General features: G+C 70.3%; 11 protein-coding genes. All 11 read right to left on the reverse strand.

All coding sequences use genetic code 11. The features are described from left to right. Positions 1 to 12: 12 nt before the first annotated feature. The 11 genes from tssG to AC5LXK_RS23950 all read right to left on the reverse strand — a co-directional run bounded on the left by tssG (position 13) and on the right by AC5LXK_RS23950 (position 15,330). On the reverse strand, positions 13 to 1,116 hold the full coding sequence (tssG, locus tag AC5LXK_RS23900) for a type VI secretion system baseplate subunit TssG (protein WP_493393942.1): 1,104 nt from the start codon (positions 1,114 to 1,116) through the stop codon (positions 13 to 15). Continuing rightward, positions 1,113 to 2,984, reverse strand: coding sequence for a type VI secretion system baseplate subunit TssF (gene tssF, locus AC5LXK_RS23905; protein WP_493393943.1), 1,872 nt, complete (start codon positions 2,982 to 2,984; stop codon positions 1,113 to 1,115). Before tssF ends, tssG begins: the two co-directional genes overlap by 4 nt. 4 nt (positions 2,985 to 2,988) lie before the next feature. Continuing rightward, on the reverse strand, positions 2,989 to 3,537 hold the full coding sequence (gene tssE / locus AC5LXK_RS23910) for a type VI secretion system baseplate subunit TssE (RefSeq protein ID WP_493393944.1): 549 nt from the start codon (positions 3,535 to 3,537) through the stop codon (positions 2,989 to 2,991). Between the two features lie 16 nt (positions 3,538 to 3,553). Further along, positions 3,554 to 4,045, reverse strand: a complete 492-nt coding sequence (locus tag AC5LXK_RS23915) for an Hcp family type VI secretion system effector (protein ID WP_027791618.1) — start codon at positions 4,043 to 4,045, stop codon at positions 3,554 to 3,556. A 71-nt stretch (positions 4,046 to 4,116) separates the two neighbouring features. After that, the gene (gene tssC / locus AC5LXK_RS23920; protein WP_493393945.1) at positions 4,117 to 5,625 is read right to left on the reverse strand and encodes a type VI secretion system contractile sheath large subunit; all 1,509 of its coding nucleotides are present in this window, start codon (positions 5,623 to 5,625) and stop codon (positions 4,117 to 4,119) included. Further along, on the reverse strand, positions 5,618 to 6,172 hold the full coding sequence (gene tssB / locus AC5LXK_RS23925; protein ID WP_493393946.1) for a type VI secretion system contractile sheath small subunit: 555 nt from the start codon (positions 6,170 to 6,172) through the stop codon (positions 5,618 to 5,620). Before tssB ends, tssC begins: the two co-directional genes overlap by 8 nt. 73 nt (positions 6,173 to 6,245) lie before the next feature. Next, positions 6,246 to 7,355, reverse strand: a complete 1,110-nt coding sequence (gene tssA / locus AC5LXK_RS23930; RefSeq protein WP_493393947.1) for a type VI secretion system protein TssA — start codon at positions 7,353 to 7,355, stop codon at positions 6,246 to 6,248. After that, entirely contained in the window at positions 7,342 to 9,633 is a 2,292-nt protein-coding gene (locus AC5LXK_RS23935) for a serine/threonine protein kinase (RefSeq protein ID WP_493393948.1), read from the reverse strand. The genes tssA and AC5LXK_RS23935 overlap by 14 nt, the downstream gene beginning before the upstream one ends. A 69-nt stretch (positions 9,634 to 9,702) precedes the next feature. Further along, complete coding sequence (tagF, locus tag AC5LXK_RS23940; protein ID WP_493393949.1) at positions 9,703 to 10,398, reverse strand: type VI secretion system-associated protein TagF; 696 nt, start codon at positions 10,396 to 10,398, stop codon at positions 9,703 to 9,705. Next, entirely contained in the window at positions 10,380 to 14,006 is a 3,627-nt protein-coding gene (tssM, locus tag AC5LXK_RS23945) for a type VI secretion system membrane subunit TssM (RefSeq protein ID WP_493393950.1), read from the reverse strand. The genes tagF and tssM overlap by 19 nt, the downstream gene beginning before the upstream one ends. Before the next feature lies 1 nt (position 14,007). Beyond that, positions 14,008 to 15,330, reverse strand: a complete 1,323-nt coding sequence (locus AC5LXK_RS23950; RefSeq protein ID WP_493393951.1) for a DotU family type VI secretion system protein — start codon at positions 15,328 to 15,330, stop codon at positions 14,008 to 14,010. Positions 15,331 to 15,336 lie beyond the last annotated feature (6 nt).

A 15,336-nucleotide genomic window follows, 5' to 3' on the forward strand; every position in this document is an offset into this window, starting at 1 on the left:
GACGGTTCCCGGTTAGGCGGTTTCGCGATGAAGGGCCGCACCGGCGCGTGGCGAGCCGCCGCGCCGCACGTCGTAGCGGACGACGAGGTCGCGCGCGGGGCCCGGTTCGAGCCGCTGCCCGAGCCATGCGGTCCGGCCGATGCCCTGCGGTGCGCCGAGCGCGGTGGCCGGCACCGCGTCGGCGGCCAGTTCGAGCTGCACGTCCCAGTCGAACTCGATGCCGACGTATTCGCGCACCCATTGCGCAAGCTGCCGCGCGTGCGGGCCGCCCGGCAGGAAGCGGCGGTACGCATCGAGCGTCAGCGGGCCGAGCACGATCCGGAAACGCGATTGCGCGTCACGCACCGCGATGCCGAGCGCGACGGCGCCGACCCGCATCGTCGGCCGCGTCGCGCGGATCGTGCAGCGCTGGGAACGCTCGATCGCGACCCATTGCGGCACATGCTCGACGATGCGCGCATCGACACCGAAGTGCCGGCGCAGGATCTGCACGAGACCTTCCGGGTTGCGCGTGTGCCGCACGAGATGGCCCGCATGGAAATAGCGCGCATGCGGTGCAAGCGTGTCGGTGTCGGCTTGCGCGGCCGGTTTGTCGCCGTGTGCCGCCCGCCCGATCAGGCTCGCGACATAACCGTCGAACCGTGCGCGTTCCGGGCGGTCGAGACTCACCGTCGGCTGTGCGTCGGCCCAGGCGCGATAGAACAGCAGGATCAGCCGGTGATGAAACAGGTCCGCGAACGCGGCAAAGGTCGGATCGTCGTGCTGCGCCGCGCGTTCGTGAGCGTATTCGGTCAGGTGCGTCGGCAGCGGCCCGTTCGGGCCGAACAGCCCGAAACCGTGGATCGCGATGCGCGGCGGAGCGGTGCCCTGGTCGTACACGCCGGCCAGCATCGACGCGGCGAACGCCAGCGACGGCTGCTGCCCGAGCCGGACGGGCTCGTCGCGCGGCCGGCTGGCCCGCCCGAGCGGCGCGCGGCCCGGCGACAGCGCATCGAGCCAGCGCAGCGCCTGGAACAGGTCGTAGCCGTGCGGCGCGGCACGCAGCCGCGCCCACCACGCATCGCGTCGCGCGGCTTCGGCGGCCGGCTGCATGCCGGGTGACGGTTCGCGTTTCATATCGCAGGCCGCCTGCCGATGCGCGCCGGCCAGTGTGCGAGCGTGCCGCGCTGCACGCTGGTCAGCACGCACTCGGCGAACGCATTGATCGACACATGGCGCGCGAAGAACTGTTCGAGCACCGCGCCGAGCAGGAACGGGCTGTCGCCGGAAAACGCGTGGTCGTCGACGGTCACGTCGACCTGCACGCCGCGCCCGAACATCAGCGGCCCGAGCGCCGGCAGCCGGCGGAACACCGGCGAGAACGCGACGCGCTGCACGCCGTCGATCTGCCGTCGCATCGCGGCGTCGGCGGGGTCCGCATGCAGGCCGAGCAGTTCGCGCAGCGCGTGCGCGCCTTCGTCGTCGTCGAGGTCGGTCAGCGTGTGGCGCGCGAGCCCGAGATGACGGATCAGCCGCCACGCGGTTTGCGCGTCGGCGATCGGCGGGCGCGGCCGCGACGGGCCGCGGATCGCGACAATGCGCTCGACCGGGGCCGACACGCGCAGCGTGAACGTATTCGCGTCGCCGGGCGGTTGCAGCAGCACGAGGTCGCGGTTCGTGCACAGCGTGTCGGCGGCGAGGTAGCGCATCGATTCGTCGTATGGCGCGCACTGGCTGTCGACGAGCGAGACGTAGGTCTCGCTGCCCACGTAGCCGGTGCGCGTGCCGTTCGCGCGGGCTTGCGCGGACACCAGCCGCGGCTCGCGCCGCACCGTGTAGTACGCGCCGTAATTGCCGTCATCGCTGGCGAACGACGCGTGAAACGGCCGGAACTCGCGCGACTGGCCGTCGTCGCGTTGCTCGCTTGCAAGCCGCTGCACCGCATAGACCTCGTAGTCGAGCGGCCGGCTGCGATCGACGACGACGTGGTGTTCGCGTGCGCCCGGCTGCAACGGAATGCGATCGGCGCGGCGCGCGAACAGGTTCACGGCCGGCGTGCAGTTCAGCGCGAGATGGCGCGCGTCGACGGCCGCTTCGAGCGCCGCGTCGTGCCGGTCGAACAGCACGGTCAGCTCGCACTCGTCGCCGGTCGCACGCGCCAGCGCGGCGCGCAGCCCGCCGATGCTGAAGAACAGGAAGCGCGCGGGAAACGCGAAATACTCGCGCAGCAGCCGGTAGCCGTGGAAGCTGCGGCCGTCGTCGGGCAGGATCGCCTGCGCGGGATCGAAACCTTCGTGGACGATCGCATCGGCGTCGAGCGTATGCAGCCAGCGCGGCGGCTGCCCCGGGTCGTGGCACACGACGCCGAGCGCATGCGCGGCGATCAGTTCGAGCAGATGCAGCGCATCGCGCTCGGGGCCGGCGAGATGGAACGTCAGCCGGTCGAGCGGCAGTTGCGACAGCTTCGCGCCGCCGCGTGCCTTCAGCCGGATGCGCAGCGCGCCGCGCACGTCCTGCCGCGCGGCGAAGGCGCCGCGCGGCAGCCACGACGGCGCGCCGGTGACGGTCGCATCGGTCAGTTCGAGCGGCCACAGCGTCAGGTCGTGCGCGGTGCGGAATTCGCACGCGGTCTGCTCGGATGCCACCGGCCGTGCGCGCAGCGCGGTGCCGGCGGGCAGCCGCCAGCCCTGCGCGAGGCTGCCCTCGTTCATCATCGGCGCGAACCGCACGATCGCCATCGACGGCAGCGGCGCGACATAGCCGGGATACACGGCATCGAGCAGCGTTTGCGTGAAGCGCGGGAATTCGGCATCCATCTTCAGCTGCACGCGCGCGGTGAGGAAGCTGAAGCCTTCGAGCAGCCGCTCGACGTACGGGTCGGGCGGCCCCGATTCATTCAGCCGCAGCCGCGCGGCGACCTTCGGGAACTGCTGCGCGAATTCGCCGCCGAGCTCGCGCAGGTACGCGAGTTCGCGGTTGTAATAGTCGAGCAGGCGCGTATCCATCGCGTCAGCCCCCCGCGACCGATTGCAGCGACATCGCGCCCGTCTCGAGATCGAGGTCGGAGCGCAGCACGAATTCGAGCGGATGCGGAATCGACCACAGCGTGCCGCGAATCTCGAACAGCAGCACGTTGTGGCGTCGCTCGCCGGCGCGGCCGCCGGGCGCATCGATCACGCTGCGGACGTCGATGCTGTCGGGTGCGATGCGCGGCTCGAAGCGGACGATCGCATCGCGGATCGACGCCTCGACCGACATCCGCTCGACGCCCGACATCGGCTTGCCGACGAGCGGCCGCATCCCGTAGTTGAGCACCGACGCCTGCGCATGCGCGAACGCCGACCAGTCGACGAAGCCGTCCTCGGCGTTGCGCGTGTTGAGCAGCCACGCGAGATCGCGCAGCACGGCCGCACGCAGCCGTTCGGTGCCGATCCATTGCGCGCCGGGCGCTTCGGCCGCGCGCTGCGGCGCGTCGTCGGTGAGCCGGTCGAGCAGCGCGGGCTGCAGCCGGTCGCGCAGGCTGCCCTCCCGGCCGTCGCGGGTTCTCGGGTCGTCCATCGTCGTCTCCGCGCCGTTACATCTCGGTGTTTTCCTTGATGTTCCAGCCGACCGTCACCTCGGCGCCCTTGCCGCCGTTGTCGTTCTGCTGCCAGTACTGCTTCTTCACCTTCGCGGCCTGGAAGCCGTAATGCATCATCAGCCGGTCGGCCACGTCGCCCGGATCGATGCCCGCGACCTGGGCGGACGTGACGAGCACTTCCTGGAGCGTCACGCGCATGAACTCGACCTGCGTGCCGCCGGTCTTGCACGCTGATATCTCGACCGACGACAGATGCTTGCCGTTCGCGCAGTTCTTGATGATCGCGGGCGCGCCTTTATCCATGTACGCGGCGACGACGAGATCGTTGAAGCTCGCCTTGCCCGCGTTGCCGCCGCTGCCGCTCGCCATCGCGCCCGGCTGGCTCGCGCCCCACGTGAACGACTGGATGTCGGTCCAGCCCTTGTGCTGCGCGTCCGCCGATTCGCCGGTCACGCCGTCCACCTTCATAAACATTGCCACGCCCATTGCCGTCTCCGTTTCGGTGCGATGTCAGGATGAATACCGCGTTGAATGCCGATCGTTGCCTGTGCCGCCGCTTACTCGTTCGTCGCCTTCGCGGTCGGCAGCCGCGAGATGAGCCGCAGCGACACGGTGAGCCCTTCGAGCTGGTAGTGCGGCCGCAGGAAGAATTTCGACGTGTAGTAGCCGGGGTTGTCCTCCACCTCGTCGACGACCACCTGCGCGGCCGCGAGCGGCTTGCGCGCCTTGGTTTCCTGCGACGAGTTGACGGGATCGCCGTCGACGTAGTTCATGATCCAGTCGTTCAGCCAGCGCTCCATGTCGTCGCGTTCGCGGAACGAGCCGATCTTGTCGCGCACGATGCACTTCAGGTAATGCGCGAAGCGGCAGCACGCGAACAGGTACGGCAGGCGGCCGGACAGCCGCGCGTTCGCGGTCGCGTCGGGATCGTGGTATTCGGCCGGCTGGTACAGCGACTGCGCGCCGATGAACGCGGCAAAATCCGAGTTCTTCCGGTGCACGAACGGCATGAAGCCGTTTTTCGCGAGCTCGGCTTCGCGGCGGTCGCTGATCGCGATCTCGGTCGGGCATTTCTGGTCGACGCCGCCGTCGTCGGTCGGGAACGTATGGCTCGGCAAGCCTTCGACCGCCCCGCCCGATTCGACGCCGCGGATCGACGAGCACCAGCCGAACTGCTTGAACGAACGGTTGATGTTCGCGGCCATCGCGTACGCCGAATTCGCCCACGTATAGCGGTCATGGTTCGCGGCGTCGGTGTCTTCCTCGAAGTCGAATTCGTCGACCGGATTGGTGCGCGCGCCGTATGGCAGCCGTGCGAGAAAGCGCGGCATCGCGAGGCCGACGTAGCGCGAATCCTCCGACTGCCGCAGGCTGCGCCACGCCGCGTATTCGGTGTTCTGGAAGATCTTCGACAGGTCGCGCGGGTTCGACAGCTCCTGCCATGAATCCATCTGCATCAGCTCCGGCGACGCACCGGCGATGAACGGCGCATGCGCGGCCGCCGCGATCTTCGACAGCTCGCCGAGCATCTCGACATCCGGCGGGCTGTGGTTGAAATGGAAATCGCCGACGAGGCAGCCGAACGGCTCGCCGCCGAACTGCCCGTATTCCTCCTCGTAGATCTTGCGGAACAGCGGGCTCTGGTCCCACGCGACGCCCTTGTAGCGCTTCAGCATCCGCGCGACCTCGTTGCGCGACGCCGGCAGCGCCTTGATCTTCAGCAGCTCGTCGGTCTCGGTGTGCGTGACGAGGTAATGCAGCCCGCGCCACGCGCCTTCGAGCGTCTGGAATTCGTTGTGGTGCAGGATCTGGTTGATCTGCTCGGACAGCTTCCGGTCGATCTCCGCGATGATCTGCTTCACGCTGCCGTATGCGTCGGTGGTCATGCCGACCGTGTGTTCGAGCGCCTGCTGCGCGAGCGTGCGCACCGCACGCTCGACCGACTCGCGCGCCTCGGCCGTCTTCGGCTTGAACTCCTTCTGCAGCAGCGCCGCGAACTCGTCGTGCGCGACGGCCGGCTGGGCGGCGTCGCGCGTATCGGCACGGGATTGGACGGGATCATTCATCGCGGGCCTCCGGTTGGGTCGCATCGCCGCCCTGCGCGGGTTCGCGCGGCTCGCGCACGAGCGTCTTCAGCAGGTCGGGGTCGTTGATCGCGCGCTCGATCAGCTGCTCGGCGCCATGCTTGCCGTCCATGTACGACAGCAGGTTCGACAGCTCGGTGCGCGCGTCCAGCAGCCGGCGCAGCGCGTCGACGTTGCGCGCGATCGCGGCCGGCGAGAAATCGTCGATCTGCTCGAACGTCATGTCGACGTTGAGCATGCCTTCGCCCGTCAGCGTGTTCGGTACCTGGAACGCGACGCGCGGCGCGACCGACTTCATCCGCTCGTCGAAGTTGTCGACGTCGATCTCGAGGAACTTGCGCTCCGGCAGGTCCGGCAACGGCTCGGCGCGCTTGCCGGCCAGGTCCGAGATCACGCCCATCACGAACGGCAGCTGCACCTTGCGTTCCGCGCCGTAGGTCTCGACGTCGTACTCGATCTGCACGCGCGGCGCCCGATTGCGTGCGATGAATTTCTGTCCGCTGCCCGCGGCCTTGGTTCTGTCCGTCATCGTCCACTCCTTCACATCGATCAGATTGCGCAGGTCGTCGCCGCCGCCCGCATGACGGCGCCGCCGGTTCGTTTCATTCGCTTCGTTCGCCGCTCAGCAGGTCCAGCTTCGGCAGGCTCTCCGGCGCGAGGTCGCGGATGATTTCGTAGAAATCGAGCGCGAGCAGCCGCTGGGCGCGCCGCAGCAGCAGCGGCGCGGGATGGCTCGGCTCGTGCAGCTCGAAATAGCGGCACATCTTGTCGAGGCCGACGCGTACGTCGTCGCGGCTCGTGACCTCGGCGTCCCGCCATGCGTGTGCGTCGTTCGGTACGGCCGACCGCACGGCCGGTGCCGCGCCGGGTTGCGGTGCGTCGCCCGACCCGGCTTGCGTCCCGGACACCGCGTCTTCCGGGACGCCTGGTCGCGGCTCGGGCAGCGGCACTTCGCGCACGATCCGCTGCAACGCCTTCTCCGTATCGCTTTCGTCGGGCGCCCATTCGCGGCCGAGCTGCCCGGTCACGCACGCACGGATCGCATCGAACGCCCGCAACGCGGCGCGCGCCGCGTCGAGCGGCGTCGTGCCGTCGTCGCGCCGGGCCGACAGCGTGGCGATCAGGCTCTCGCGGCTGCCCGTCGCCCCGCCGGTTTCGTCGCGCCCGTCGAGCAACCGTTCGGCGTCGCGCACGCTCGGGCCGCCGCCGAACAGCGGCTGGCGGCGTGCCGCGCGTGCGCAGTCGTGCGCGCCGGCAACATCGGCAAGTGCGTTCGTCCGCGGCGTCGGGTCCGGTTCGCCTTCCGCATCGAGCCGCGGGTGCAGGTCGTCCCAGCGGTGTTCGAGCAGGTGGGCGACGACCGCAAGCGCATCGGCATAGCCGGCCATGCCGTACTGCTCGGTCCAGCTGCGCGCGAGATACGCGAGGACGCGCAGGTCCTTCGTGCGGGCGGACAGCGCAAGCGCGAGCCGCTCGACCGCGTGCCAGTCCGGCGCTTCGGCCGGGATCAGGGTGTCGCCGTACTGCTGTTCGGCGCGCGGCGTCGCGCGCGCCTGCAGCTCCAGGAATTCCGCGTCGTATTCGAGGTTCGCGCCGCATGGCGCATCGGCGGCGACGTCCGCGAGCAGACGGCCGATCGGGTCGGCGCGCGGCGTCGCAGCGGAGGACGCGGCGGCGGCCAGCGCCGCCTGGCTGACGTCATTCGAATGCATAGTCGATGTTGACCGGTTTGCTGCCGAAATCGATCGCGACGGTGCGGTGCAACGGCGGCAGCGAGCCGTTGCGGATCTCGATCACGTAGACGCCCGGCGTCAGCGACACCGAGCGCAGCGGCGGGCTCGCGCCGCGTCTTGCACCGTTCACGTACACGTCGCCCCACGGCCGCACGTTGAAACGGACCTGCACGGTTTCCTGCGTCTTCGGCGGCCTCGGCACGGACTCGATCGTCGGTGCGTTGACGGCGGCGACGGCCGTCTCGGCTTCCGGCGGCGTCTTCGGCGCGTGCGCCGGCGTGGTGACTGGCGCCGCGGCAGCTTCCGACGGCGGCACGTTGACGACACGTTCCGACGCGTCGAGGCTGCCGGTGGGGGCAATGGTCGAACTGGAGCCGGCTTGCGACGGCGGCGGGTTCGTCATGGTCGTTGCGACCTGCGGCGCGGGCGTGGCGGCTTCGACGGCAGGCGCACTGGCCGGCGCAGCGGCGACGGGTGGCGGCGGAACATCCGCGGACGATCCGGCCGGCAGGCTCGACGGCGGGACGACGGTCGGTGTCGGCCCCTGCTGGGCCAGCGTGGCGCCCGGTGCGCTCGCGGGTGGCGTGCCGGCCAGCGGCTGGCTCGCGGCGGGCGGCGCTTCGTCGGCAACGCGCGCGGGACGCGACAGATAGGTCGCGGCAAGGCCGATCGCGAGCAGCGCGACGAGTGCGCCGCCGGCGTAGACGGGGATGCGCCGGTTGCGCGATCCGGCCGGTGCCGGACTGCGTTGGGCGCCGGTTGGCGTAGATGCACCGCCCGACGACGAGGCCGACGCGGCGGACGGCGGCGGGGCCGATCCGGCGGCGCCTGCCATCGCGGCCGCGCTGCCGGTATCCGCAGCTTCATGCTTGCCGATCCGGGCTTCGGCGCTTGCCGGTTGCGTGGAAGCTTGGTCGTGCGCCGGAGTGCTTGAAGCGCGTGGTGCTTGTGTTCGTTCGGCATCGCTGCCGGGCGCCCCGGATCCGGCCGGTTTCGCCGCCTGCGCCGCAGACGCTGCCAGCGTCCCCGCCGCGATGGCTGCGCCTTGTCCGCCCGCCGTTGGCGCAGACGATCCGCCAGCGTCCGGCGTGCCACGGGACGCGGCAGACGAGGCCGTCTCCGTCGGCGCCGACACCTCGTCCGTTGCCTTGCCCGAAGCGGTCCTGCCTTCGCCGATCGATGCGGCCGCGGCAGCCGATGCCGTTCCGGGCGCAGCGGAAGCCGCAGCGGCTTCGCTCTTCCCTTCCCCGCCCCTGCCCGCATCGCCGGCGGACGGCGCGACCACCGCGCCATACCCGCCCCCCGTCCGGTCGAAGTCGCGCAACCCCAGCTCCGCCGCGAACGCCGCGACCGATTCCGGCCGGTCCGCAATCCGCAGTTGCAGCGCATGATCGACCGCCGCGAGGAACGCCGGGCTGTACACCTCGCCGGCCGGCAGTTCGCGCGACGCGAGCGGCCGGTACGTGTCCTTGATGCTGCGCACGACGGCCGCGGGCGGCAGCTCGCCGGTGATCATCGCGTGCATCACCGCGCCAAGCGCATAGAGATCGGTCCACGGCCCCTGGCTGAACGCGGGGTCGTCGGTGTATTGCTCGATCGGCGCGTAGCCGGGCTTGATCATCATCGCGCCGTCGTCGACCATGTCGCCGATCCGTTTGCGCGCCGCGCCGAAGTCGAGCAGGATCGCGCTGCCGTTCGGGCGGATCAGCACGTTGTCGAGCGCCACGTCGCGATGGAAGCATTGCGCGCGATGCAGCGTATCGAGCGCGCCGAGCAGCGCGCCGACGATGTTGCGCAACTGCGTCTCGCTGATCCGCATCCCGCCGTCGAGCAACTGCTTGAGCGTGCGCCCTTCATAGAACGGCATCACCATGTACGCGGTGCCGTGGCTTTCCCAGAAGTGCAGGACCTTGACGAGCCCCGGATGGTCGAACTGCGCGAGCAGGCGCGCCTCGTTGAGGAACGCGCCGCGCCCGGCGTCGAACGCCTGCGCGAACCGTTCGGAACGCAGCGACACCGTATAGTCGCCGCCGCGCGTCGCGAGCATCGACGGCATGTATTCCTTGATCGCGACCGCGCGCCGCAGCGTGCGGTCGAACGCACGATACACGATCCCGAACCCGCCGATGCCGAGTACCTCGTCGAGTTGCAGCTCGCCGAGGCGATGGCCGAGCGGCAGCGGCCGCACCGTGAATTCGGATGCGTCGCCGCGCGTCGCGGTGTCATGCTCGTTGTCTCTCGATCCAGCGTCCTTCATCTCCACCACCTCTCGAAACTGCATGCTGTCCGCCCGCCTCGGGCGGCCCGCCGGCCTTTGCCCAGGCCGCTAGCCGCCGCCGAACAGCGTCAGGAACAGCGCGTTGTCGGGCGTGCCCGTATGCGCATGCGTGCGCAGCGGCGATCCGTCGGCGCGGTTGGTCCACCAGAAGCTGGTGCCGCCGTGCGGATCGAAATAGCCGGACAGCCCGGGCCATGCAGCCGGTGCAGGCGGCTCCGGCAGCGCCGCGGGCGTGCCGTCGACGATGTCCGCGTCCCGGCCGCCGCCCGGTGCGAGCCGCACGCGCTCGAGCGTCTGCTCGAGATCGCCCGGCGCGCGCGCATGGCGGATCGCGTCGAGCAGCGCATGACCGACCTGCCAGTAGAACGTGCCCGCGGCGTCGGGCAGCCCGTTCCAGTAATCGGCCTCGCGCATCGGCAATGTGACGATCACCGGGTAGTAGCGCCCGACGCGGTCGCAGCTCGGCGCGAGGCAGCCCGACTGCACGCACGACGCGCCCGCGCCGGCCGGGATCAGGAAATTCCATACCGGCGCGACCGTGTAGTGGCGCGCGATCTCGTCCGTGCCGCGCTGGCGCATCGCGGCCATTCCCTGCTGGAGCCAGCGTTCCCACCACTGCGCAAGCGCATGCGGCAGCCGGCTGTTCACGAAGTCGCCGGCGCCGGGGATCTTCCCGTACCAGGCCGGCGCGTCGCCATCGGCGCGCGCAAGCGGCGGTGTCGGGCTCATGGCTTCGGAGGGCATGTAAAGGACTCCATCTGGGGCAGTCGGAACGGGTTGCGGACGCTGCCCGCATTCACCTGCAGCACGATCGGTTTGCCGTCGACCGTGAAGCGCGCAATCATCTGGTCGGAGCCGCGCCCGGCGGACACGGCCGCGCGGTCGAACAGCCGGTGCAGCGCCCACGGCCCGTCGGTCGTGAAGCCGTCGGTCGCGCCGGCCTGCCCCGACACCTGCAGCCGTACCTGGTTGCTGCCGCGCGGGCCCGGCCAGTCCACCGCGCTCTGCACGAGCGGCCCGTGCGCATAGCGGACGATCTGTCCGTCGACGTCGAGCACCATCTCCGTGATCGACGGATCCATTTCGAGCGGCTGGATCTGTACCTTCAACTGCGCGGTGCGCGCGCCGCCGCCGAAATAGACGTCGCGGATCACCGCGGCCTTCTCGAACGACGCGAGCATCGCGACGGCCGACGGATCGGCGTCCGCATTGCGGTTCGCGAAGCGCCACGGGTGCGACGTCGTGTCGACGATCGACTGCAGGTTCTTCTGGAAGAAATCGTCCATCAGCCCGCCCGGCGCGAACATCTGCGCGAAATCGGCCGGCGCGACGTCGCGCGACGAGCCGCGCGCGAACGGATAGCGGCCCGCGATCGCCTGCCGGCAGAAGTCGCCGACGTTCGCGCCGGCCCGCTGCGCGACGCTGCGCTGCTCGACGGTGGCGACGCTGCCGTTCGCGACGTTCGACAGGTCGTCGAGCACTTCGCGGAACGGCGTCGGCAGGCGGCCGGCCTGAGCACGCAACCGCGCGGGCGCATCGGACGGCGGCGGTTGCGCGCCGCTTCTCAGCGCGTCGTCGGTCGCCGTCAGGTACGTGTACAGCGCGTCGATCGATTTCAGCACCGCGTCGAACGCCTGTGCCTGGTCGCCGCTGCCCGGCGCGAACGCGCGCAGCCCGGCGAAATGGCTGTCGACCACCTGTTCGGGGCTCGCGGGCGCCGCTGCCGACGGGTTCGCGTCGCTCGCCTGCCCGGCGAAGATCTGCGATAGCGAACTGCGCGCCTCGTCGACCTTGTCCTGCGCACGCGACGCGAGATTGCGCGCGCCGCCCGGCGCGTCGCCCAGCGCCGTGTCGCGCGCGAGCGCCACCATCAGCCGCGTGAGCGGCGAATCGGCAGACGACAGCGCGCGTGCGACCTGGATGCTCTGTGCGAGCGTTGCCGTGCGCTGCAGCTTGATGTCGGCGAGATAGTCGTCCCAGATCTTCAGGTAGTCGTTCAGGTAGAGCTGGCGGATGTCGCGCGCCCACGCGGCCGCATCGTTCGGCCCGGGAATCTCGGACAGCCCGAGGTTCAGCACCCACACCTCCTCGTGCCCGTACGCGTCGACCTCGCCGGCCAGGCGCGGCGCGAACACGTTGCGATAGCCGTTGCGCGTATAGAGTCCCGGTACGCCTTCCGACAGCGGCTTGCCGCTCTGGCGGCGGAACACCAGCGACGCGTCGGGGCCGACCGCGCGCGCGACGCTGAAGTCGAACGCCGCCGTCGCCGGGCGCAGCGTGCGCGTGAGCTGCCGGTACAGGCGCTGCGAGAACGGCACCTGCCGCAGCCGGTCGCGCACGTCGGCCACGAGCCGCTCGTTCATCGGATACGGCGATACCGCGACGCGGCTGCCGAACAGCGCTGCGAGATGCGCGCGCAGCGCCGAACGCTCGGCCGGCGAGAAATCGGGCGGCAGCGAGCGCTCCATTTCGAGATCGACGACGGCCTGCACGAATGCGGGATCGTAGTGCGCGCTGTCATACAGCATCAGGTACGCCTTCAGCGCCGCATACGCGTATTCGGTTTCGTCGGGCCGCGCGTCGCGCAGCGCGGCTTCCATCCGGCTCGCGGCGATCGGCAGCAGCACGTCGTCGAGCGCGCGGCGGTAAACGGCATCGACGGCCTCGTCGATCTTCTCGCCCTGGAACAGCCCCCACCGGTACGCGAGCGGCGGATGCTGCCGATCGACGCCGCCCGCGTTCGCGAGGCCGCCGAGCGCATCGAGCACGGGCAGCAGCCGCGCGATGTCGGACGCATCGGAGAATTTCGCGCCGGCGATCTGCGAATCGACGGCCGGCACGCGCGCGGCGATCTGGTCGAGATACGCGCGGTTGTTCGCATAGCTGCGCAGCCACGCGGCCAGCACGGCCACGCACACCAGCGCGAGCAGCACGTAGCCGGCGATCTGCAGCACGCGCCGCTTCTGGTGCCAGCGCAGGTCGCTGCCGGCGAGCGCGGCTTCGCGGAAGATGTGTTCCTGCAGCAGCGACTTCAGGAAGAAGCTGCGCCCGGTCGAGCCGACCTGCGCGACGGGCGGCACGCCCTCGATCTTCAGGAAGCGCTTGATGCCGCTCATCACGCGATCGAACGCGGTGCCTTCCTGCGTGCCGCTCGTCAGGTAGACGCCGCGCAGCATCGGCATCGGCTCGTAGCTCGACACGGAGAACACCTCGGCGACGAACTGGCCGAGCATGTCCTGCAGGTCGGCGATCTGCTGCGGCAGCAGGTACGTCATCTCGCGCTGGCGCGCGTCGGTCTGCGCGGCGAGCAGCTCGGGCAGCCCGTCGTTCAACCGCTGGTGCAGCAGCCGGTATTCGCGGTCGAATGCGGCACGCAGGTCGAAGCCCGGCGCTTCGCTCTGCGCGAGCGGGAACGTGAAGCCCCACACCTGCGCGCACTCCGCGCGGCCGTATGCGCCGAAATACTCGGCGAAACCGGCGAGCAGGTCGGCCTTCGTCACCAGCAGGTACACGGGAAAGCGGATGCCGAGCTGCGCGCGCAGTTCGAGCAGCCGCTTGCGCAGCACCATCGCGTGCTGCGTGCGTTCGGCTTCCGACGCGCCCAGAAGATCGGCGACGCTGATCGTCAGCATCGCGCCGTTCAGCGGCTGGCGCGTGCGGTATTTCTTCAGCAGGTCGACGAAGCCTTTCCACTCGGCTTCATCGAGCGCGCGGTTGCCTTCGTGCGTCGTGTAGCGGCCGGCGGTGTCGATCAGCACCGCGTCGTTCGTGAACCACCAGTCGCAATGACGCGTGCCGCCCACGCCGCGAATCGCCGCGCGGCCGAACTGCTCGGCGAGCGGGAAGCTGAGCCCGGAATTCACGAGCGCGGTGGTCTTGCCCGAACCCGGCGCGCCGATGAACACGTACCACGGCAACTGGTACAGGTACTGGCGCGACATCCGGTCGAACCAGCGCGGCAAGCCCTTGCGCACGGTGTCGGCCTGCCCGAAGCGGACTTTCTTCAGCAGCGTCGAGGCTTCATCGAAGCGGCTGCGCAATTCGTCGAGCTGCGCCTTCGCCGGATCGTCGGCGGTCGCCGGCCCCGGCGCGGCTTCGCGCAGCTGGTTCAGCAGTTGCGCATTGAGGCGCCCCGCGCGCCAGCTGCGCCACGCGACCCGCGCGCCCCAGGCGACGAACAGCACCGCGATCGTCAGCCCGCGCGCCCAGCCGCTTTCGAGCGGCCGGAACTCGGCGAACGCGAACAGCGGGCCCGCGAGCCAGACGAAGCACGCGAGCACGACGAGACCGGCAAAGGTCCAGATTTCCCGCGACGGCAACGGCCGGACGAAACGCGCGACAGCCTGGTTCATGTCAGTTGGCTCCCTGCGTTGCGCTGGCGGCGGTGCTGCTGCCGGGCGCCGGCAGCAGCGTGATCTCGACGCGCCGGTTCAGCGCGCGGTTCGCGGGCGAATCGTTCGGCGCGACCGGATCGAGCGTGCCGCGCCCTTCCGCCGCGAGCCGCTCGGGATGGTCGAGCCGCGCGGCGATCATGCTGCGCACGGCTTCCGCGCGTTCGCGCGACAGATCCCAGTTCGACGCGAAGCGCGCCGTGTGCACGGGGGTGTCGTCGGTATAGCCGGTCACGCGCACGTTGCCGGGCACCTTGTTCAGCGCATCGGCGACGCGCGCGAGCACTGGCGCGTAACGGTCGATCACCGACGTGGAGCCGGACTTGAACAACCCGTCGCCGCGCAGCACGATCACGCTGCGATCGGCGTCGTCGCGCACCGATACGAGGCCGGCCGCGATCTCGGGCTCGAGGAACTTCGCGATGCGCGGTGCCGGCGCCGGGCGCGGCGGCGCCTGCGCAGGCTGCAGCTTCGGCACGTGCAGCGCGTCGATCGACGCGAACAGCTGGTCCGAATGCCCGGCAAGCGCGATGCGCAGCCCGACGAACAGGCCGAAGCCGATCAGCAGCGCGAGCGCCACGCATACCCACAGCGGCACGACGAACCGGCGGGCCACATCGCTCGTGACGACGTCGCGCCAGTGCGGCGACAGCGCGGGCTCGAATTCGCCGCGCACCGAGCGGATCGTCAGCGCGAGCTGATGGCGCAGCGCGTCGAGCTGCGCATGGCCGTTGTCGAGCACGCGATAGCGGCCCTCGAAGCCGAGCGCGAGACAGAAATACAGCAGCTCGAGCAGGTCGAGATGCTGGCGCGGCTGCTGCGACAGGCGTTCGAGCAGGTGGAAGAACTTCTCGCCGCCCCATGTTTCGTTATGAAACGACACGAGCAGGCTGTGCGACGACCACACGCTGCCGCCCCACGGCGTCAGCGCGGCCGCCTCGTCGAGCGCCGTGCACAGGCAGTAGCGCGCGCCGATGATTGCCTCGGACGGCACGCCGGCTTCCTGCGCGCGCGCTTCGAACTGCCGGATCTCGACGACGAGATGCTCGCGCAACCACGCGGGATTCGGATGATGGACGGTCGAGCGGATCTGCGGCACCAGGTTGAGCAGCGGGTTCGCGGCCGCGACGAGCGGGTTCGTGCCGCTCGCGGCCCAGCGGCCGGGCCGCGGCTGCGTGGCCGTCGGCCCGGCCGCCCCCATGCTGGCGGCCGGATGCATGCCGCCCGGATTCGGCGGCACGAATCCGCCGGCGCCGGCGGAAATCGAATCGGAGGAAGAGTTCATCGCGTC

The sequence above is a fragment of the Burkholderia pulmonis genome (assembly GCF_984667975.1).

What these genes read in the sequence shown, in the direction of transcription:
- tagF (WP_493393949.1), bottom strand. Translation starts at nt 10,398, where the DNA reads ATGCCCTCCGAAGCCATGAGCCCGACACCGCCGCTTGCGCGCGCCGAT.
- AC5LXK_RS23935 (WP_493393948.1), bottom strand. Translation starts at nt 9,633, where the DNA reads ATGAAGGACGCTGGATCGAGAGACAACGAGCATGACACCGCGACGCGC.
- tssA (WP_493393947.1), bottom strand. Translation starts at nt 7,355, where the DNA reads ATGCATTCGAATGACGTCAGCCAGGCGGCGCTGGCCGCCGCCGCGTCC.
- AC5LXK_RS23950 (WP_493393951.1), bottom strand. Translation starts at nt 15,330, where the DNA reads ATGAACTCTTCCTCCGATTCGATTTCCGCCGGCGCCGGCGGATTCGTG.
- tssM (WP_493393950.1), bottom strand. Translation starts at nt 14,006, where the DNA reads ATGAACCAGGCTGTCGCGCGTTTCGTCCGGCCGTTGCCGTCGCGGGAA.
- tssC (WP_493393945.1), bottom strand. Translation starts at nt 5,625, where the DNA reads ATGAATGATCCCGTCCAATCCCGTGCCGATACGCGCGACGCCGCCCAG.
- tssE (WP_493393944.1), bottom strand. Translation starts at nt 3,537, where the DNA reads ATGGACGACCCGAGAACCCGCGACGGCCGGGAGGGCAGCCTGCGCGAC.
- tssF (WP_493393943.1), bottom strand. Translation starts at nt 2,984, where the DNA reads ATGGATACGCGCCTGCTCGACTATTACAACCGCGAACTCGCGTACCTG.
- tssB (WP_493393946.1), bottom strand. Translation starts at nt 6,172, where the DNA reads ATGACGGACAGAACCAAGGCCGCGGGCAGCGGACAGAAATTCATCGCA.
- tssG (WP_493393942.1), bottom strand. Translation starts at nt 1,116, where the DNA reads ATGAAACGCGAACCGTCACCCGGCATGCAGCCGGCCGCCGAAGCCGCG.
- AC5LXK_RS23915 (WP_027791618.1), bottom strand. Translation starts at nt 4,045, where the DNA reads ATGGGCGTGGCAATGTTTATGAAGGTGGACGGCGTGACCGGCGAATCG.